The following is a 17,665-nucleotide window of genomic DNA, read 5'->3' as shown; positions in this document are numbered from 1 at the left end:
GCGGCAGGCCCGCGCCTAGACGGGCGGGTGTCCGCGGTGCTGGGGATCGACCCGTTCGTGGGGACGGGCGCCTTGGACCGGGTCACCGAAGCGGGCGCGGACCTGAACGATCCCGGCGTGGGTGTCCGGCTGGCGGGCGTCGGCTCGTCGAACGTCGCGGCGAACGACGCCGTCGCCGGGAGCACCACCCGCTGGCACCTGCGTCGCTGGCTGCGCGCGACACCGGCGTTCGCCGGCGCCGCGCGGCCGGACTTGCCCGCCGCCATCGCGCGGCTGCGGCTCAACGGCGCCCAACGGCTCGCGGTCGCGGGATGGTTCCTCGCGCCGGGGCTGCTGCCGGACCGGATCGCGCGCCTGGCCCGCGAAGCCGACCCGTCGGTGATCGTCGCCGGACCGCTGGGACCGGATCCGCGGATCGCCGGGCTCGTCCTGGAACGCTACGACGTCGCCGCCGCCCGGCTCGCCGCCTGATCATTCATCGGCTCAGTAGCATGACCCGTCCCGTTCGGACACTTGATGCCGATCTTCGGAGGGTCTCGTTCCCAGTTCCGTGACGCCCCGCGTATGGGAACGGAGATTTCTTGACGAGTTACTTAACTTGCCGGTAACTCTCTAAACGCTGCGCAGCATCCTTTCTCCCCATCGAACCCCCTGGTAGGTGGAACATGAAGGCTGCCATCCGTGCCCTCGTCTGCGCCTCGGCCGTACTCGTCCCGCTGGTCGGTACAGCTGTCCCGGCTTCGGCGGCGACGACCGTCGTCTTCGACTGCGAGGCGAAGCCGCCGCTCGTCGGCAACAAGTACCTCAAGCTGAACCAGGACGCCGACGTCACCGCGCCGGCCACGGTCGCGCCCGGCGCCGCGCTCGACGTCGTCATCGACCCGGCGGCCAACACCGTCCCGGCCGAAGTCAGCGGCTACAAGGTCAAGAACATCAAGGACTTCGCCCTGAAGATCCCGATCCCGGCCAACTCGACCTGGGTCGGCGCCGACCTCGCGGGCGGCTCGGGCATCGGCTCGACCCCGCCGAAGATCACCGTCTCCGGCAACGTCGCGACGCTGAGCTTCCCCGGCCCGATCGCGGGCGGCTCGACGTTCGAACTGCCGACCGTGACCGCGCATCTCACCGCGGGCGCGTCCGGCACCATCGAGACGAAACTGGGCGGCTCCAGCTACGCCGACCCGGGCCTGACGTTCACCGCCGTGGTCAGCGCGGGCTTCGACGTCTCGGCGCCGACGGCCTGTTTCCCCAACCCGAGCCCGACCTTCACCACGACGACCATCGGCTGAGCGGCGCCTGCGCCACCACCGCCATGGTGGCGCAGGCCACTGCCCGGCCCGACTTCGCCCGTGCGAAGGTGGGGCATGGCTGACGAACTGGTGCACTACGACGTGGTGGGCGGCACCGCCACGATCACCTTGGACTCCCCGCACAACCGCAACGCGCTCTCCGCCCAGCTGCGGCGTGAGCTGAGCGAGTCGCTGGACAAGGCGCAGGCCGACGACGCGGTCCGGGTCATCGTGCTCACCCACACCGGGCCGGTGTTCTGCGCGGGCATGGACCTCAAGGAAGCCCGGGGCGCCGGGGCGGGCGACCAGGGCGTCAACGAGTTCCCGAAGATCCTCGAACAGCTGTGGACCAGCCCCAAGCCTGTTGTGGCGAAGCTGGCTGGACCCGCGCGGGCGGGCGGCATCGGCATGGTGGCCGCGACCGACATCGCCGTCGCCGTGCACGAAGCGACCTTCGCCTTCTCCGAGGTGCGGATCGGCGTCGTGCCCGCCGTCATCTCGCTCACCGTGCTGCCGCGGCTCAACGCCCGCGCCGCGCACGAACTGTTCCTGACCGGCGACACCTTCGACGCGAAGCGCGCGGTCGAGATCGGCCTGCTGAACTCGTCCGTCCCCGCGGATGAGCTCGACAGCGAAGTCGCCCGCTATGTGAAGGCGCTCGCCCTCGGCGGACCGAAAGCGCTCGCGGCGACGAAGGACCTGCTCAGCAAGCCCCGCCCGGCGACACCCGGCGAAGGCTTCGAGGCCATGAACAAGCTGTCCGCCGGGTTCTTCGCGAGCGAAGAGGGCCAGGAGGGCATCACGGCTTTCGCGCAGAAGCGCAAGCCGAACTGGGTTCCCGAAAGCTAGTCAGGCAGGACGACGGTGAGGCGCCGGGAGTCCGTCCGGTCCCCGGACGGACCCAGCGCCCGCTGCGCGTCCGAAAGCACGCTTCGGACAGCCAGGTACGCCTTCGGGTCGTGCTCCTTGAGCGCCGAGGAACCGGCCCAGATCAGCACGTGCTCCCCCGGCGGGAGCCAGGACAGGTCGGTGAGGCAGTCGTAGAGCGCGTCGAGGTTCTTCCCGAAGTAGTCGGGGAAGGACAGCGCCTCCGCGATCGCGTCGAGCGCCGAGGCCTTGTCGACCGTCCGCGCGCCGTCGATCAGGTGTGGATACGCGCCGCGGGCGAACGCCTTGTCCGCCGCGTCCTTGCCCGCGCTCATCGGCTGGGGTCCACTACGACGAAGGACTTGTAGTGGTCCTCGGTGTAGTACAGCTCCTTGCCGGTGCCGGTCACCAGCCGCCTGGCCCCGCGATCGGGGCTGCCCGGCGTCTTGACCGTGTACTCCCGGTAGTAGCCGGAATTCTTGGCGGGCAGGACCTTCTCCCGGTTCTGGAAGGTGACGTCGTCATTGCGCGGATACGGGTACGGCCCGCCCGCTTCGATGAGTTTCCAGGTGTCGGACGCCTGCGACGGCAATCCCGTGAGCGGCTTGACCGGGAGACCGGAATCCTCGCCCGCGACCTTGCCCTTGGCCGCACCCGACGGTTTGGCCTGAGCCGACGAACTCGCCGGAGTCGAAGAGCTCTTCGTGTCGTCGCCGCTGATGCCGTCCTTGACGAACCAGCCTGCGAGCACCAGCACGATCAGGCCGATCAGGGCGGCGGTGATCCGCCTACGGTTGAACATGGTTCGCCAGCTTAGGAGGACCGGTCGGGGTCGTTCGCATCGCGGGCCGAGCCGAAGGCCCGGGCGACCTTCCCGAAGAGCGTGTCGAGCAGCCAGGCCGCGACCAGGCACAGCGGCACCACGACCACCATGACCAGCACGAACTGCACGGGAAACGGGGCCTGCGCGAGCCACAGCTCGACGCCGTCCCACCAGTCTGCGAGCCCGTTGAACACCCTGTAAGCCTACGCTCGTGGGCCAGTGGTCCCGCTGGAAGGGCCGGGGTAGGTTGCTGACATGTTCGCCGTTTACGCTTCCGAACCCAACGCCGAAAAGCCGCTGGACTCGCTCGTGATCGGCGAGCGACCCGAGCCCGAGGTGCCCGAAGGCTGGGTGCGGGTCAACGTCAAGGCCGCCAGCCTCAACATGCACGACCTGTGGACGCTGCGCGGTGTCGGGATCAAACCCGAGCAGTTCCCGATGATCCTGGGCTGTGACGGCGCGGGCACCCTCGACGACGGCACCGAGGTCGTCGTCCACTCGGTGATCAACGCCCCGGGCTGGCAGGGCGACGACACGCTCGACCCGAAACGCACTCTCCTCACCGAGAAGCACCAGGGCACCTTCGCCGAGCAGGTCGTGGTCCCGGCGCGCAATGTCGTGCCGAAGCCCGCGAGCCTGAGCTTCGCCGAAGCCGCGACCATGGGCACGGCCTGGCTGACCGCGTACCGGATGCTGTTCGTGAAGTCCGGACTGCGGCCGGGACAGACGATGCTCGTCCAAGGTGCCTCCGGCGGCGTCTCGACCGCCCTCGTGCAGCTCGGGCGTGCGGCCGGATTCCGGGTTTGGGTGACTGGGCGTAGCGAAGAAAAGCGTGCGCTGGCAGAGAATCTGGGCGCACATCAGACCTTTGAGTCCGGCGCGCGACTGCCGGAGCGGGTCGACGCGGTCTTCGAAACCGTCGGGAAGGCGACCTGGTCCCACTCGGTGAAGTCGCTCAAACCGGGCGGGATCATCGTGGTCTCGGGCTCGACCAGCGGCCCGGACGCTCACGCGGAGTTGCAGCGCGTGTTCTTTCTGCAACTGCGTATCGCGGGTTCGACGATGGGGACCAGGGACGAGCTGACCGATCTCCTCGCCTACCTGGAGCTCACCGGGGTCCGTCCGCAGATCGGCGCCGAATTGCCGTTCTCGGAAGCCGAAACCGGGTTTAAGAACATGCTGGACGGGGAAACTTCAGGAAAGGTCGTCTTCGCGCATTGATCGGATGGGTGCGGATCTTGCCGCCGCCGCGATCGATCGCGCACACTTGCGCACGTCCGCGCGTTCCACGCAGGTCAAGCAGTCATTTCGCAGTCTTGTCAAGTGTCAAGAACGTTATGACTCAGCAAGATTCTCACGACCAAAGTTCGACCAAAATCCGACCTCTCGCGGTTAACCTGAAACCATGACCGCATCGCAGCGGCCCGAACCGGCGGACCCGGGGGGCCGGACCACCACCGACGCCGACCCGATCCGCGTCTCTTTCCGGCGCTATGCCGGAGTGCGCACCAGAGTGCTCGAGGTCGGGCCGCAGCCACCCGCTCCCGTGGACCGCACGCCTCGGCGGGTGCTCGGCAAGCGGGCCGCCACCCGCGGGCAGGCCAAGCCGACGGCGCCGAGGCTGGTGCTGCTGCACGGCTACTGCGACAGCGCGGACACCTGGCGCCCGGTTCTGGAGCTGCTCGCGGCCGCCGGTGTCCCGGCGGTCGCGGTCGATCTGCCTGGTTTCGGTGACGCTCAGCCACTCCGGCAGGGCCCGCTGCTCCCTCAACTGGACGCCTTCACCGCGGCGGTGATCAAGGAGCAGGCCGTACTCGGCACGGTGGTGCTCGCCGGTAACTCGCTCGGCGGCACGATGAGCCTGCGTGCCGCCGAGAATCACCGGCTGCCGGTCTCGGGCGTGGTGTCGATCGCCGCACCCGGTTTCGTGGACAGCTGGCTCATCCGCACCGTGGCCCGCTATCCGCTGCCGCTGCGGATGTACTCCGCCCTGCCGCTGCCGATCCCCGGCTTCCTCGTGCGCGCCGTCGCCGAGCAGGTCGTCCCCCGGCTGCTCTACGCCGACGCCACCGCCGCGGACGCCGAACAGGTGCGCCGGTTCACGGCACTGTTCCCGGACTACCGCTCCACCACCACCCGGCTCGAACAGGCGAGGCTGCTCGTCGAGGAGCTGGCGAACGCGTACCGGCTCGAAGAGGTCCGCATCCCGCTTCTGGTGGTCGTCTGCGGCAAGGACAAGCTGGTCAGCGCCGCCTCCGGACGGCAGCTGCACGCGCTGGTCCCGCACAGCAGGCTGATGGTGCGCGAAGACTGGGGTCACTGCCCGCAGCTGGACGACCCCGTCGAGATCTCGGAACTGCTGACCTACTTCTCCGCCGGCGCGTCCAGGCCGGCGAAGATCGCCGCTCGCGTGGCCGCCGAAGTGAGCGAGGACACCGTCGCCGGATAGGTGCGAAGTCCCGACTCCCGCTACCGTGCCCTTCGGACTGTGACCCAGTCGGAAAAGCACAACCTGTTGGGAGACGACGATGTCCGCACCGCGCAGCCTGGGCTCGGGATCCGGGGTATTCCGCCGCAAACCGATCGAGCAGATCGAAGAACTCAGTGGAGGCGGCGGGCTTCAACGCACGCTGGGCCTGCGCCAGCTGACCGCGATCGGCGTCGGCGGTATCATCGGCGCGGGGATCTTCTCCCTGGCCGGCGCGGTCGCGAACAAGACGGCGGGCCCCGCCGTGCTGATCTCATTCCTCATCGCGGGTATCGCCAGCGCGGCCGCCGCGTTCTCCTACGCCGAGTTCGCCGGATTGATCCCCCGCGCCGGATCGGCCTACACCTACGGCTACACCGTGCTGGGCGAGATCGTCGGCTGGTTCATCGGCTGGGACCTGCTGCTGGAGTACACGGCGATCGTGGCGGTGGTCGCGATCGGCATCTCCGGCTACTTCAACGAGCTGCTGGGCTACCTGAACATCGACCTCCCGACCTGGATGCTGGGCGCTCCGGGCACGGAGAAGGCCGGTGTCGAACCGGGGTCCTACAAGATCAACCTGTTCGCCGTCCTGCTCTGCCTGCTGATCGCCTTCATCCTCAACCAAGGCATGAAGAACGCGGCCCGCTTCGAGACGCTGCTGGTCTACCTCAAGGTCGGCCTGGTCCTGCTGGTGATCGTCGTCGGCGTCTTCCACATCAACACCGACAACTACTCGAACTTCTTCCCGTTCGGTCTCAGCGGCGCGTTCACCGGAGCCGCGACGGTGTTCTTCGCCGTTTTCGGTTACGACGCCATGTCCACCGCGGCCGAGGAATCGACCGACTCCCAGAAGCACATGCCGAAGGCGATCATCTACTCGCTCGCCATCTCGATGGTGCTCTACGTGCTGGCCTGCCTGGTCCTGACCGGGATGGTCAACTACAAGGACATCGACAGCGAAGCCGCCTTCTCCAGCGCCTTCGCCGGTCTCGGCATGAAGTGGCTCGGCCTGATCATCGCGGTCGGCGCGATCATCGGCATCACCACTGTGCTGTTCACCTTCCTCATGGGCGCGAGCCGTGTCGGCTACTCGATGAGCCGCGACGGCCTGCTGCCCAAGTGGTTCGGCAAGACCCACCCGGTGCGCAAGGTGCCGAACCGGATGACCTGGGTGCTCGGTGGCGCGTCGGCGATCATCGCCGGGCTGCTGCCCATCGGTGAGGCCGCCGAACTGACGAACATCGGCATCCTGCTCGCGTTCGTCGTCGTCTGCGTCGCGGTGATCGTGCTGCGCTACAAGCAGCCGGACCTGCCCCGGTCGTTCAAGACGCCGGGGATGCCGATCGTGCCGATCATCGGGATCGTCTTCTCGATCTGGCTGATCACGTTCCTGAACCCGGAGACCTGGCTGCGGTTCGCGGCCTGGTTCGTCATCGGCCTGATCATCTACTTCGCCTACAGCCGCCGTCACTCCGCGTTGAACGCGAACAACGGCGACCCGAAGCAGGTCAGCGGAGACGACTCAACCGCGTAGCAGCTTCGCGGGCTTCGGCCTGGAGGCGTTCGACGATCGACGCCGCCGGGCCGGAGCCCGCGAGTTCGTAGGTCTGTCCCGCGTAGAGGGACATGACTTCAGGGTCGCCCGCCTTCCCCGCCGCCGCGCGGATCGGTTTGGTCAGGTTGTTGACCTGCGGATACGCCGACGGTGCGGTGGCCGAGAAGTCCGCGACCGCGCGGTTGACCAGGGAGCGGGCGGGACGTCCGCTGAACGCCCTGGTGAACGCCGTCGGCCTCCCGCCGTCCGCGAGCGCCTGCCGGTGCGCGGGCTGCGTCCCTGCCTCGTCCGCCCGCAGGAACGCTGTCCCCAGCTGGGCCGCGACGGCACCCGCCGCCAGCACCGCCGCGATGTCGGCGCCGTGCACGAGCCCACCGGTGGCGACCAGCGGCAAATCCGTCCGCGCCGAAACCAGGCGAAGCAGGCTGAGCGCGCCGTACTGCGCTCCCCCGCCGTCGGCTCCGGCCTCGTCGGCGAAGAGCCCCCGATGCGCCCCGGCCTCGAATCCCTGTACTACGAGAGCGTCCGCGCCGACCGCCACGGCCTGATCGGCCTCCGCCGGGCTGGTGACGGTGACGGCCACCTTGCTTCCGTTGGCGTGCAGGCGTTCTACGTCCTCGGGTGAGGGCGTGCCGAAGGTGAAGGAAACGACCGGGACCTTCCGCTCCAGCACGACCTCGAGCTTCGCGGCATAGCCGTCGTCATCCCAGTCCGGCTCGCCGGGCTCGACGCCGTAGCGCTCGGCCTCCGCGCGCCAGCGCTCGATGTGACCGCCGAGGTCCGCCTTTCCCGCGCCACCCGGGACGAAGAGGTTCACACCGAAGGGCTCGCCGGTGAGTTCGGCCGTCTTCGCGATCCGGTCCTGGAGGGCATCGGCGCTCAGATAGCCGCCCGCCAGGAAGCCGAACCCGCCTGCCGCTGTCACCGCGGCCACCAGCTCGGGAGTGGTCGGCCCGCCCGCCATCGGAGCCGCTATCACCGGGAAACGCAGGTTCTCGAACACGTTTCCGACGATAGACCTCTCCCGGCGACACGGAATGTGACCTTCGAGTCACGCCAAGGTTCCCTCTTAGTGGTCTAGACCTTTAGGTCCGGAAGTGCGACGATCTGACCAGTCGTGACGTGGGTCACGTCCCCGCCCTTTTGGAGGCCCCGGTGAAGACCTTGAGAGCGCGGCTGGGCCGCGCCTTCGTCGGGGTGGCGCTGCTCGCCGGCGCCACCACCGCAGCCGCCCCTGTCGCCGACGCGGCCACTCCACCGTTGCAGGCGATCGTCCCGGTACCGGTGTCGGTCCAAGCGGTGACCGGCTCCGACTTCGCCCTGACCGAGAACACCAAGATCTACACCCAAGCCGGCTCGGCCCAGGCCAAGGCCGTCGGCGACTATCTCACCGAGGTCTTCCGCACGTCGACCGGCTTCGCCTTGCCCGTCTCCGACGCCCCCGCGGGCACGCCCGCCGACGGCATCTCGCTCCTGCTGTCCGGCGCCGACGCGCGCGTCGGCGACCAGGGCTACCAGCTGAACTCGACGTCCGCTTCGGTCGTCCTGCGCGCGACGACAGCGCAAGGCCTCTTCGGCGGAGTCCAGACGCTGCGGCAGTTGCTGCCTGGCAAGATCGAAAGCCCCACGGTCCAGCAGGGGCCTTGGACCATCCCGGGCGCCACCATCCTGGACTACCCGCGCTTCGGCTACCGCGGCGCGATGCTCGACGTCGCCCGGCACTTCCACCCCGTCGCCACGGTGAAGCGGTACATCGACCAGCTCGCGCAGTACAAGATCAACAACCTGCACCTGCATCTGGCCGACGACCAGGGCTGGCGCATCCAGATCGACAGCTGGCCACGGCTGGCCACCTACGGCGGCAGCACCCAGGTCGGCGGCGGCGCCGGCGGCTACTACACCAAGGCGCAGTACTCGGAGATCGTGAACTACGCCGCCTCGCGGTTCATCACGGTCATCCCGGAGATCGACATGCCCGGGCACACCAACGCCGCCCAGGCCTCGTACGCCGAGCTGAACTGCAACAACACCGCTCCCCCGCTGCGCACCGACACCGCGGTCGGCTACAGCTCGCTCTGCATCTCGAAGGAGAACACCTACACCTTCGTCAACGACGTCATCCGGGAGATCGCCGCGCTGACCCCCGGGCCGTACTTCCACCTCGGCGGTGACGAGGCCCAGGCCACCAGCGACGCGGACTACCGCACCTTCATGAACCGGGTGCTGCCGATGGTGGCCGCCGCGGGCAAGCAGGTCGTCGGCTGGCACGAGATCGGCAAGGCCACCCTGCCCGCCACGGCGACCCCGCAGTTCTGGGGCACGACGACGTCCAGCACGGAGGTCACGAACGCCGTCGCCCGCGGCAGCAAGGTGATCATGTCGCCTGCGAACAAGGCGTACCTGGACATGAAGTACAACTCCAGCACGCCGATCGGGCTCTCGTGGGCGGGCTACATCGAGGTCCAGGACGCCTACAACTGGAACCCGGGCGCCTATCTCTCCGGCGTGCCCGAATCCGCCGTGCGCGGTGTCGAATCCCCGCTGTGGACCGAAACCGTGGTGACCCCGGCCAACATCGACTACCTCGCCTTCCCGCGGCTCCCGGCCCACGCCGAGCTCGGCTGGTCGCCGTGGTCGACCCACGACTGGAACACCTTCCGGGTGCGCCTCGGCGCACAGGCCCCGCGCTGGCAGGCACAGGGCCTCGGCTACTACAAGTCGAGCCAGGTGCCCTGGGAGACCGGGTCCGGCAACCCGGGCACCTGCTCACTCCCGGCGTGGGATCGCGCCTCGGCCTACACCGGTGGCACGAGCGTGTCCCACAACGGGCACAAGTGGTACGCGAAGTGGTGGACGCGCGGCGAGGAGCCCGGCACCACCGGCGAATGGGGTGTCTGGCGCGACGACGGCACCTGCTGATCCGCCCGCCCGCTCGGCCCCCTTCACCGGCCGGGCGGGCTACGGTGGATCCATGGCCGCTGACCTCGAACTCGTCCGCACTCTTTCCTTGCGCGAAAACGGACTCGCGACCGTCTCGACGGTTCGCACGGACGGCACCGTCCATTCCTCGGTGGTCAACGCCGGGGTGTTCGAAGACCCGGTCACCAAGGCACCGGGAGTCGCCTTCGTCGCGATGGGCGGGGTGAAGAAGCTCGACCTGTTCCGCCGGGCGGGCCACGCCACGATCACCTTCCGGCGCGGCTGGGAATGGGCAGCGGTCCAGGGAAGCACCCACCTCGTCGGCCCGGACGACCCGGACCAGGACTTCGACCCTGCCGGGCTCCCCCGCCTGCTGCGCGACGTCTTCATCGCCGCGACCGGGACCCACGACGACTGGGACGAGTACGACCGCGTGATGGCCGCCGAACGCCGCGTCGCCGTCTTCGTCACGGCGAACCGCGTCAGCGGTAACCGCTGATACGAAAAAGGCCGCCCGGATCGGATCCGGGCGGCCTTTTCGTGAGTACCGGCTACTTCTTCTTGCTACCGGGGTCCTCAGTGGACAGTGCGGCGACGAAGGCCTCCTGCGGCACCTCGACCCGGCCGACGGTCTTCATCCGCTTCTTGCCTTCCTTCTGCTTTTCCAGCAGCTTGCGCTTACGCGAGATGTCACCGCCGTAGCACTTCGCGAGCACGTCCTTGCGGATCGCGCGGATGGTCTCGCGGGCGATGATCCGCGACCCGACGGCCGCCTGGATCGGCACCTCGAACTGCTGGCGCGGGATCAGCTCACGCAGCCGGGTCGCCATCCGGTTGCCGTAGCCGTAGGCGGCGTCCTTGTGCACGATCGCCGAGAACGCGTCGACGGTTTCACCCTGCAAGAGGATGTCGACCTTGACCAGATCGGCGATCTGGTCGCCGCCCTCTTCGTAGTCGAGGGACGCGTAGCCGCGCGTGCGCGACTTCAGCGTGTCGAAGAAGTCGAAGATGATCTCCGCGAGCGGGATGTTGTAGCGAAGTTCGACGCGGTCCTCGGAGAGGTAGTCCATCCCCAGCAGCGTGCCGCGCTTGGCCTGGCACAGTTCCATGATCGTGCCGACGAACTCCGAAGGCGCCAGGATGCTCACCTTGGAGACCGGCTCGTGGACCTCGGAGATCTTCATCCCGGTCGGCCAGTCCGACGGGTTCGTCACCACGATCTCGCTCTTGTCCTCGAGCACGACGTTGTAGATGACGTTCGGCGCGGTGGAGATCAGGTCGAGGCCGAATTCGCGTTCGAGCCGGTCCCGCGTGATCTCCAGGTGCAGCAGGCCGAGGAAGCCGCAGCGGAACCCGAATCCGAGCGCCACGGAGGTTTCCGGCTCGTAGGCGAGCGCGGCGTCGTTGAGCTGGAGCTTGTCCAGCGCCTCGCGCAGCTCCGGGTAGTCCGAACCGTCGACGGGGTACAGGCCCGAGTAGACCATCGGCTTCGGCTCGCGGTAGCCGGCGAGCGGCTCCTCGGCGCCCTTGCGCTCGGAGGTGACGGTGTCACCGACCTTCGACTGACGGACGTCCTTCACCCCGGTGATGAGGTAACCCACCTCACCGACCCCGAGCCCCTTGCTGGCCTTGGGCTCCGGCGAGATGATCCCGACCTCGAGCAGTTCGTGGGTGGCGCCGGTGGACATCATCTTGATCCGCTCGCGCGGCGTGATCTTGCCGTCGACGACCCTGATGTAGGTCACGACGCCCCGGTAGGTGTCGTAGACCGAGTCGAAGATCATCGCGCGGGCGGGCGCGTCCGCGTCGCCGACCGGCGGCGGGACCTGCTTCACGCACTCGTCCAGCAGCTCGGTCACCCCCACACCGGTCTTCGCCGACACGCGAAGCACGTCCGAAGGCTCACAACCGATGATGTGCGCCAGCTCGGCCGCGTACTTGTCCGGGTCGGCCGACGGCAGGTCGATCTTGTTCAGCACCGGGATGATGTGCAGGTTCTTCTCGAGCGCGAGGTAGAGGTTCGCCAGCGTCTGCGCCTCGATCCCCTGCGCGGCGTCGACCAGCAGGATCGCCCCTTCGCAGGCCTCCAGGGCCCGGGAGACCTCGTAGGTGAAGTCCACGTGGCCCGGGGTGTCGATCAGGTGCAGGACGTGGTCCTGATCGTCGACCTTCCAGGGCAGGCGCACGTTCTGCGCCTTGATGGTGATCCCGCGTTCCCGTTCGATGTCCATGCGGTCGAGGTACTGAGCGCGCATGGCCCGCTCCTCGACCACGCCGGTGAGCTGCAGCATCCGGTCGGCCAGGGTCGACTTGCCGTGGTCGATGTGCGCGATGATGCAGAAGTTCCGGATGAGCTCCGGGGGCGTGAAGGTCGTGTCGGCGAACGTCGTCAACGGGTTTCCTCGCGAAGGTCGGGGTGTGCCACGTCTATGCTCCCATGCCGCTCCGGGTGCGAGTGGGGGTCATCCCCGATGCGGCCCGTGGTGAGCTGTGGTGCCCTCGAAGTATGAGTACTTCACTGTCCCAAATGCTCGATCGCACGTTCGGCCATCCCAGGGGACTGCTCGGCCGGTTCGGTGGCCTGGCGATGGCGCACGGCAACGCTGCCACCGAACTTCGCGTCGTCGAACTGGCGTCGCTCGAGTCCGGCGAAACCGTCCTGGTCGTGGGTCCCGGCCCGGGCGTCGGCCTGCGGGCCGCGGCCGAGACCGCGGGTCGCGCGATCGGCGTCGACCCGTCCCCGGAGATGCTCTCCCGCGCTCGTCGGCGGTGCGGCGACGAAGTGGACCTGAGACAAGGCACCGCGGACTCCACGGGCGAGCCGGACGAGAGCGTCGACGTGGTACTGACCGTCAACAACGTACAGCTGTGGGAGGACCGGCCGGCCGGGTTCACCGAACTGTTCCGCGTGCTGCGACCCGGCGGCAGGCTGCTGCTGTCGTCGTACGAGAAGTGGCTGCCGGTGTCCCGGCACGAGCTGGCCGACGAAGCGGCGGCCGCCGGCTTCACCGACCTTCAGACCTGGACCTGGGATCCGCCGGGCTTCGGCGCTTCCCTCGCCGCTCAGCTGCGCGCGATCAAGCCCCGGACCTAGCGCGGGTCGGTGCGCAACGGATGCTCACGCGGCACTTCGACCAGCACGATCCTGGTGCCGTCCGGGTCGGCGATCCACGCTTCGTCCAGGCCCCAGGGCTCACGGCGTGCGCCACGGACCGGGTCCAAGCCCTTCGCGGCGAGCTCTTCGAGCGCCGCGGGCAGGTCCCGGACCTGGAGCCACAACGCGACGTCGGAAGTCGGACCGGTCTTCCCGGTGCCGACGATCTCGATCGACCCGTTCCCGGCGAAGAACACCGTCCCGCCGGGGAACTCCTTGTCGATCGCGAGGCCCAGGGTGTCCCGATAGAACGCCGTCGACACGTCGAGGTCCTTCGGGTGGATCAGCACCCTGCTGCTCAGCACGTCCATGGCTCATCCCTACCGGATGGGTTCAGGCCATCGCAATCGCGGTGATCCCCGCCAGCACGACCGCCGACCCGACCAGCCGGCGGGCGGCGTTCGACTCTCCCAGGACCAGCCAGGCGGCCACGCCGCCCAGGACGATGCTCAGCTCCCGCGCGGGTGCGACGAGGCTCACCGGGGCGATCTGGAGGGCGTAGAGGACCAGCAGGTAGGCGAAGGGGGAGAACAAGCCGACGATGAGGATTTCGCGCTTGTGCTCACGCCAGAGCCACGAAACCTCTTCTCGGTCCTTCAGCGCGTACGGCGCCATGAGCAGGCTCTGCACGATCGCGCCGGTTCCGAAGTAGATGATCGGCGGGACACCGAGACCGGTGACCGAATGCGCGTCCCACAGTGTGTAGGCGGCGATCGTGAGCCCGGTCAGCAGGCCGTACAGGACTCCTTTGCGGCGAGCGATGCGAGCAGCCTCGTCGACATGGGCCTGCCCTCGCCCGCTGCCGATGACCAGCACCCCGGCGACCACCAGGAACGCGCCCACCAGGCCCAGTACCCCCGGCCGCTCGCCGAGCAGCACGACGGCCGCGAGCACCGAGATCAGTGGCCCGGTCCCGCGGGCGACGGGATACACGACGGACAGGTCACCGACGGCGTACCCCCGCTGGAGGACGACCCCATAGGTGACGTGGAACACCGCGGTGACCGCGGCGGCGAGCAGCCAGGTCCACTGTGGACGTTGCGGCTCGACGACCAGCGAGACCGCCATGACGGGGATGAGCAGGACCGCGGAGAAGCTGTAGTAGGCCCAGACGAACCGGGCCCCGCCGCGGCGGATCCGCTTGGCGGCCAGGTTCCAGCCCGCGTGGATGACGGCGGCGACGATGACGAAGGACAGGGCGGTGACGTTCACGACGGACCTTTCACGTTTTCCGCGCATGCGGAAAACACCGGTCCTCCAGGCTTTTGTCCCGTCAGATGAACGGCGGCGCTTCCGGCCCCGCCGATGGTGCCGCTTGGACCTGTCCCACCTGCCCTGATTGTGTGTTTCACGGAACGGGCAGGCGGCGGAACCCTAGGCACTACGATCTTCACCGTACCTCAACCACCCCTCCGGAGGCGGCCGCGATCCGTCCCGGGGCGGCTGTTAAGCTTGCCCTTCACCGTTGTGTGGCATTCCGTCATGGAGGAAACCCGCGCCGCTTTCACGAGCGCGCAGGGCCGGTCACAGCGCGGCGGTGAAACCACCGAGAGATACAAGAGGAGCGCCCCCGTGGCCAACATCAAGTCGCAGATCAAGCGCATCACCACCAACGAAAAGGCGCGTCAGCGCAACCAGGCGATCCGGTCCTCGGTGAAGACCGCGATCCGCAAGTTCCGCGAGGCCGCCGACGCCGGCGACAAGGCCAAGGCCCTGGAGCTGCAGAAGGACGCGGCCAAGAAGCTGGACAAGGCCGTGACCAAGGGCGTTCTCCACGCCAACCAGGCCGCGAACAAGAAGTCCGCGCTCGCGAAGCGCGCCAATTCTCTTTAATCGCGCGCTGACGTAAACGCGCCGAAGGGGCGTCGATCCGCTTCCCACTCACGGTGGGCGGGGAGGCGCCCCTTCATCGCGTTTACGTGGGCCTTCGGCCCGAAAGAGGGCGCGCGACCGGTGAAGTCTCGCCGTCGCGCTGGCGCGCTTCCGGCGAGACGAGTCCGCCGGTCCCGGTTCGTGGGCGCGTTGATCGTCGGGCTCGGTTGGGATGGCGTGTCAGCGGCTGGTGCCGTGGGCGTCGACGACCTCCAGGACGGCGCGTTCCAGCGCGTACTCCGGATTGGCCGCGACCCCCTTGACCTCGGCGTTGAGCCTCGCGACGACCCGCATCGCGGTGGCGAGGCCGTCCTGCCCCCAGCCGCGGGCCTGCCCCTGCGCCTTGCGGACCTTCCACGGCGGCATCCCCAGCTCGCCTGCCATCTGATTCGGGTTCCCGCGACCGGCACCCGACACCCGCGCGATCGTCCGGACGGCGTCGGCGAGGGCGTCCGCGACCAGCACGTGGGGAACACCCAGCTGCATCGCCCAGCGCAACGACTCCAGCGCCGCCGTCCTGTCCCCGGCGACGGCCTTCTCGGCGACGGCGAACCCGTTCACGTCCGCACGGCCCCTGTGATAGCGCCGGACCGCCTGCTCGTCGACGGTGCCACCGGCGTCCGCGACGAGCTGGGTCGCGGCCGACGACAACTCGCGCAGATCCGAGCCGACGGCGTCGATCAGCGCGAGCACGGCCGCGCCGTCGATCTTCCCGCCGACCCGGCGGACCTCGTTGCGGACAAAGGATTCCCGCTCGGCGGCCTTGGTCAGTTTCGGGCACTCGACGACCTCAGCCCCGGCCTTCTTCAAGGCAGCGGGAAGCGCCTTCGCGGCCTTGCTGCGGCCACCTCCGCTGTGCACGACGACGAGCACGATGCCGTCGGCGGGCGCCTTGACGTAGGCCATCACCCCGTCGGAAAGCTCCTGCGAGATGTCGTGCGCGGATTCGAGGACGATCACCCTGCCCTCGGCGAACAGCGAGGGGCTGACCATCTCCGCGAGGGCGGGAACTGTGAGGTCCGACACCCGGATCCGGGTGAGATCCGCCGTCGGATCGGCCGCTTTGGCCGCGTCCGAAGCGGCGCGGACCGCGCGTTCGATCAGCAGCTCTTCCTCACCGAGAACCAGGACCAGCGGCGATGGGGCGGAAGCTTGCGTCGTCACGATGACGATCCTGCCACTCGTCCTCTCGTGTGCTTTGTCCGGTGATGTGTTCCGGGCACTGTGGCCCCACCTGAGCCTCATGTCGTACGGTGTTGGCGAGGCGACGCGATCATTCGCGTGCCGACAATCGAATACCGCTCATCCAGAGGGGCAGAGGGAACGGCCCGATGAAGCCCCGGCAACCGGCGTCAGCCTGTCATCCCGCGATCGCGGGGTAGCTGACGAACACGGTGCCAATTCCGGCCCGCCACCGGCGGGGCAGATGAGGAAAGGAACCTCGCGATGACCGCAACCCTCGGCACGACCTCCACCACCAAGACCCCGGATCTCGGACCGGCCGTCGAACTGGTGTCGAAGGAAGAGGGACACCGGCAGCCGCTCGCCCCCGAATTCGTTTCCGCCGAAGACTTCTCGCCGCTCGAGGTCGCCTACGACTTCGGCCGTGTGCGCCGCGAGGACATCGAAGCCGGGCCGAAGAACATCTGGCGCTACAAGAAGCTCCTGCCCGTCCCCTCGAACGTCGAAGAAATCCCCAACACCGAACCCGGCGCCACCCGGCTCATCCAGGCCGACAGGCTCGCGAAAGCCTTGGGCGTCAAGAAGGTCTGGGTCAAGGACGACACCGGCAACCCCACTCACTCGTTCAAGGACCGCGTGGTCGCCGTCGCCCTGGCCGCCGCCCGCGAGTTCGGGTTCGACGTACTCGCCTGTCCGTCGACCGGCAACCTGGCCAACGCGGTCGCCGCCGCGGCGGCCCGCGCGGGCTGGCGGTCGGTCGTGCTGATCCCGAAGACCCTCGAGCGCGCCAAGATCCTCACCACCGCCGTGTACGACGGCGACCTGATCGCGGTCGACGGCAACTACGACGACGTGAACCGGCTCGCCACCCAGCTCGCCGCCGAGCAGGAGAGCTGGGCGTTCGTCAACGTGAACGTCCGGCCCTACTACTCCGAAGGTTCCAAGACTCTGGCCTTCGAGGTCGCCGAGCAGCTCGGCTGGCGGCTTCCCTCGCAGATCGTGGTGCCGATCGCCTCTGGTTCCCAGCTCACCAAGGTGGACAAGGGATTCCGCGAGTTCGGGCAGCTCGGCCTCGTGGACGAAACGCCGTACAAGGTGTTCGGCGCGCAGGCCACCGGCTGCTCCCCTGTCTCGACGGCCTTCCGCGCGGGCCACGACGTCGTCCAGCCGGTCAAGCCGGACACGATCGCCCGGTCGCTGGCGATCGGCAACCCGGCCGACGGTCCCTACGTCCTCGACGTGGTCAACCGCACCGGTGGCGCGATCGAAGACGTCACCGACGAAGAGGTCGTCGAGGGCATCCGGCTGCTCGCCCGTACCGAAGGCATCTTCACCGAGACCGCCGGCGGGGTCACCGTCGCGACGGCGAAGAAGCTCATCGAGACCGGCAAGCTCAACCCGGACGAGGAGATCGTGCTCCTGATCACCGGCGACGGCCTCAAGACCCTCGACGCCGTCGAGGACAAGATCGGGCCGAAGGCCACCGTCAGCGCCTCGGCCGACGCGGTCCGCGAGGCCCTCGGCATCTGAGTCC

19 protein-coding genes and 1 riboswitch are annotated in these 17,665 nt (G+C 68.5%); of the genes, 11 read left to right on the top strand and 8 right to left on the bottom strand.

Going from position 1 to position 17,665, the window contains the following annotated elements; genetic code table 11:
* From CFP71_RS31490 to CFP71_RS31480, 3 genes are all read left to right on the top strand, one after another.
* A partial coding sequence (locus CFP71_RS31490) for a sirohydrochlorin chelatase (RefSeq protein ID WP_279629256.1) occupies window positions 1-471 on the top strand: 471 nt, incomplete at its 5' end.
* Window positions 472-665: 194 nt separating this feature from the next.
* Window positions 666-1,289: a cyclase gene (locus tag CFP71_RS31485; RefSeq protein ID WP_093937586.1), complete on the top strand. Its 624-nt coding sequence runs from the start codon at window positions 666-668 to the stop codon at window positions 1,287-1,289.
* A 75-nt stretch (window positions 1,290-1,364) separates the two neighbouring features.
* Window positions 1,365-2,138 (top strand): enoyl-CoA hydratase-related protein, encoded by a 774-nt coding sequence (locus tag CFP71_RS31480; protein WP_093937585.1) that lies wholly within the window; start codon window positions 1,365-1,367, stop codon window positions 2,136-2,138.
* On the opposite strand, the gene CFP71_RS31475 is transcribed toward CFP71_RS31480, so the two are convergent.
* Genes CFP71_RS31475 through CFP71_RS31465 form a run of 3 tightly spaced genes read right to left on the bottom strand, consistent with a single transcriptional unit; the run spans window position 2,135 to window position 3,173 of the window.
* Window positions 2,135-2,491 (bottom strand): barstar family protein, encoded by a 357-nt coding sequence (locus tag CFP71_RS31475; RefSeq protein WP_093937584.1) that lies wholly within the window; start codon window positions 2,489-2,491, stop codon window positions 2,135-2,137. The genes CFP71_RS31480 and CFP71_RS31475 overlap by 4 nt on opposite strands.
* Entirely contained in the window at window positions 2,488-2,958 is a 471-nt protein-coding gene (locus tag CFP71_RS31470) for a guanyl-specific ribonuclease (protein WP_093937583.1), read from the bottom strand. The genes CFP71_RS31475 and CFP71_RS31470 overlap by 4 nt, the downstream gene beginning before the upstream one ends.
* Window positions 2,959-2,969: 11 nt before the next feature.
* Complete coding sequence (locus tag CFP71_RS31465; protein ID WP_093937582.1) at window positions 2,970-3,173, bottom strand: hypothetical protein; 204 nt, start codon at window positions 3,171-3,173, stop codon at window positions 2,970-2,972.
* A 61-nt stretch (window positions 3,174-3,234) separates the two neighbouring features.
* Between CFP71_RS31465 and CFP71_RS31460 the strand changes: the two genes are divergently transcribed.
* The 3 genes from CFP71_RS31460 (at window position 3,235) to CFP71_RS31450 (ending at window position 6,983) form a co-directional block, all read left to right on the top strand.
* Window positions 3,235-4,200, top strand: a complete 966-nt coding sequence (locus tag CFP71_RS31460) for a zinc-binding dehydrogenase (protein WP_093937581.1) — start codon at window positions 3,235-3,237, stop codon at window positions 4,198-4,200.
* Between the two features lie 184 nt (window positions 4,201-4,384).
* Window positions 4,385-5,428, top strand: a complete 1,044-nt coding sequence (locus tag CFP71_RS31455; protein WP_093937580.1) for an alpha/beta hydrolase — start codon at window positions 4,385-4,387, stop codon at window positions 5,426-5,428.
* 79 nt (window positions 5,429-5,507) lie between these two features.
* Entirely contained in the window at window positions 5,508-6,983 is a 1,476-nt protein-coding gene (locus CFP71_RS31450; RefSeq protein ID WP_093937579.1) for an amino acid permease, read from the top strand.
* On the opposite strand, the gene CFP71_RS31445 is transcribed toward CFP71_RS31450, so the two are convergent.
* Window positions 6,958-8,007 (bottom strand): NAD(P)H-dependent flavin oxidoreductase, encoded by a 1,050-nt coding sequence (locus CFP71_RS31445; protein ID WP_093937578.1) that lies wholly within the window; start codon window positions 8,005-8,007, stop codon window positions 6,958-6,960. The two genes, CFP71_RS31450 and CFP71_RS31445, sit on opposite strands and share 26 nt — an antisense overlap.
* Window positions 8,008-8,159: 152 nt before the next feature.
* Here CFP71_RS31445 and CFP71_RS31440 point away from each other — a divergent pair, with 152 nt between their 5' ends.
* Entirely contained in the window at window positions 8,160-9,923 is a 1,764-nt protein-coding gene (locus CFP71_RS31440; RefSeq protein ID WP_167406339.1) for a family 20 glycosylhydrolase, read from the top strand.
* Between the two features lie 52 nt (window positions 9,924-9,975).
* A complete protein-coding gene (locus CFP71_RS31435; RefSeq protein WP_093937577.1) occupies window positions 9,976-10,422 on the top strand; it encodes a pyridoxamine 5'-phosphate oxidase family protein in 447 nt (148 codons plus the stop codon).
* A gap of 52 nt (window positions 10,423-10,474) precedes the next feature.
* Here CFP71_RS31435 and lepA read toward each other — a convergent pair whose 3' ends face one another.
* The gene (lepA, locus tag CFP71_RS31430) at window positions 10,475-12,316 is read right to left on the bottom strand and encodes a translation elongation factor 4 (RefSeq protein ID WP_093937576.1); all 1,842 of its coding nucleotides are present in this window, start codon (window positions 12,314-12,316) and stop codon (window positions 10,475-10,477) included.
* Between the two features lie 113 nt (window positions 12,317-12,429).
* On the opposite strand from lepA, the gene CFP71_RS31425 reads away from it, so the two are divergent.
* Entirely contained in the window at window positions 12,430-13,017 is a 588-nt protein-coding gene (locus CFP71_RS31425) for a class I SAM-dependent methyltransferase (protein ID WP_093937575.1), read from the top strand.
* Here CFP71_RS31425 and CFP71_RS31420 read toward each other — a convergent pair.
* Together CFP71_RS31420 and CFP71_RS31415 are read right to left on the bottom strand one after the other, a co-directional pair.
* Window positions 13,014-13,388, bottom strand: coding sequence for a VOC family protein (locus tag CFP71_RS31420; RefSeq protein WP_093937574.1), 375 nt, complete (start codon window positions 13,386-13,388; stop codon window positions 13,014-13,016). The two genes, CFP71_RS31425 and CFP71_RS31420, sit on opposite strands and share 4 nt — an antisense overlap.
* A gap of 22 nt (window positions 13,389-13,410) precedes the next feature.
* Complete coding sequence (locus CFP71_RS31415) at window positions 13,411-14,316, bottom strand: EamA family transporter (protein WP_093937573.1); 906 nt, start codon at window positions 14,314-14,316, stop codon at window positions 13,411-13,413.
* A 333-nt stretch (window positions 14,317-14,649) separates the two neighbouring features.
* Here CFP71_RS31415 and rpsT point away from each other — a divergent pair, with 333 nt between their 5' ends.
* On the top strand, window positions 14,650-14,910 hold the full coding sequence (rpsT, locus tag CFP71_RS31410; RefSeq protein WP_007034798.1) for a 30S ribosomal protein S20: 261 nt from the start codon (window positions 14,650-14,652) through the stop codon (window positions 14,908-14,910).
* Window positions 14,911-15,129: 219 nt separating this feature from the next.
* Here rpsT and holA read toward each other — a convergent pair whose 3' ends face one another.
* A complete protein-coding gene (gene holA, locus CFP71_RS31405) occupies window positions 15,130-16,113 on the bottom strand; it encodes a DNA polymerase III subunit delta (protein WP_093937572.1) in 984 nt (327 codons plus the stop codon).
* A 135-nt stretch (window positions 16,114-16,248) separates the two neighbouring features.
* Window positions 16,249-16,382: riboswitch (SAM riboswitch) on the top strand.
* Window positions 16,383-16,395: 13 nt separating this feature from the next.
* Between holA and thrC the strand changes: the two genes are divergently transcribed.
* Window positions 16,396-17,661 carry a threonine synthase gene (thrC, locus tag CFP71_RS31400; protein WP_093937571.1) on the top strand — a complete coding sequence of 422 codons (1,266 nt, stop codon included), beginning with the start codon at window positions 16,396-16,398 and terminating at the stop codon, window positions 17,659-17,661.
* The last annotated feature ends 4 nt before the right edge of the window (window positions 17,662-17,665 follow it).

It is taken from the genome of Amycolatopsis thailandensis (assembly GCF_002234405.1).
GTDB classification, from domain to species: domain Bacteria; phylum Actinomycetota; class Actinomycetes; order Mycobacteriales; family Pseudonocardiaceae; genus Amycolatopsis; species Amycolatopsis thailandensis.
The sequence above is the reverse complement of the archived record's forward strand: the minus strand, read 5'-3'. Positions and strand labels throughout refer to the sequence as shown.

Excerpts from the sequence above, each read along its gene's own strand:
- CFP71_RS31485 (WP_093937586.1), top strand. The coding sequence starts at position 666 with ATGAAGGCTGCCATCCGTGCCCTCGTCTGCGCCTCGGCCGTACTCGTC.
- CFP71_RS31480 (WP_093937585.1), top strand. The coding sequence starts at position 1,365 with ATGGCTGACGAACTGGTGCACTACGACGTGGTGGGCGGCACCGCCACG.
- CFP71_RS31475 (WP_093937584.1), bottom strand. The coding sequence starts at position 2,491 with ATGAGCGCGGGCAAGGACGCGGCGGACAAGGCGTTCGCCCGCGGCGCG.
- CFP71_RS31470 (WP_093937583.1), bottom strand. The coding sequence starts at position 2,958 with ATGTTCAACCGTAGGCGGATCACCGCCGCCCTGATCGGCCTGATCGTG.
- CFP71_RS31460 (WP_093937581.1), top strand. The coding sequence starts at position 3,235 with ATGTTCGCCGTTTACGCTTCCGAACCCAACGCCGAAAAGCCGCTGGAC.
- CFP71_RS31455 (WP_093937580.1), top strand. The coding sequence starts at position 4,385 with ATGACCGCATCGCAGCGGCCCGAACCGGCGGACCCGGGGGGCCGGACC.
- CFP71_RS31450 (WP_093937579.1), top strand. The coding sequence starts at position 5,508 with ATGTCCGCACCGCGCAGCCTGGGCTCGGGATCCGGGGTATTCCGCCGC.
- CFP71_RS31435 (WP_093937577.1), top strand. The coding sequence starts at position 9,976 with ATGGCCGCTGACCTCGAACTCGTCCGCACTCTTTCCTTGCGCGAAAAC.
- CFP71_RS31425 (WP_093937575.1), top strand. The coding sequence starts at position 12,430 with ATGAGTACTTCACTGTCCCAAATGCTCGATCGCACGTTCGGCCATCCC.
- CFP71_RS31420 (WP_093937574.1), bottom strand. The coding sequence starts at position 13,388 with ATGGACGTGCTGAGCAGCAGGGTGCTGATCCACCCGAAGGACCTCGAC.
- CFP71_RS31415 (WP_093937573.1), bottom strand. The coding sequence starts at position 14,316 with ATGCGCGGAAAACGTGAAAGGTCCGTCGTGAACGTCACCGCCCTGTCC.
- thrC (WP_093937571.1), top strand. The coding sequence starts at position 16,396 with ATGACCGCAACCCTCGGCACGACCTCCACCACCAAGACCCCGGATCTC.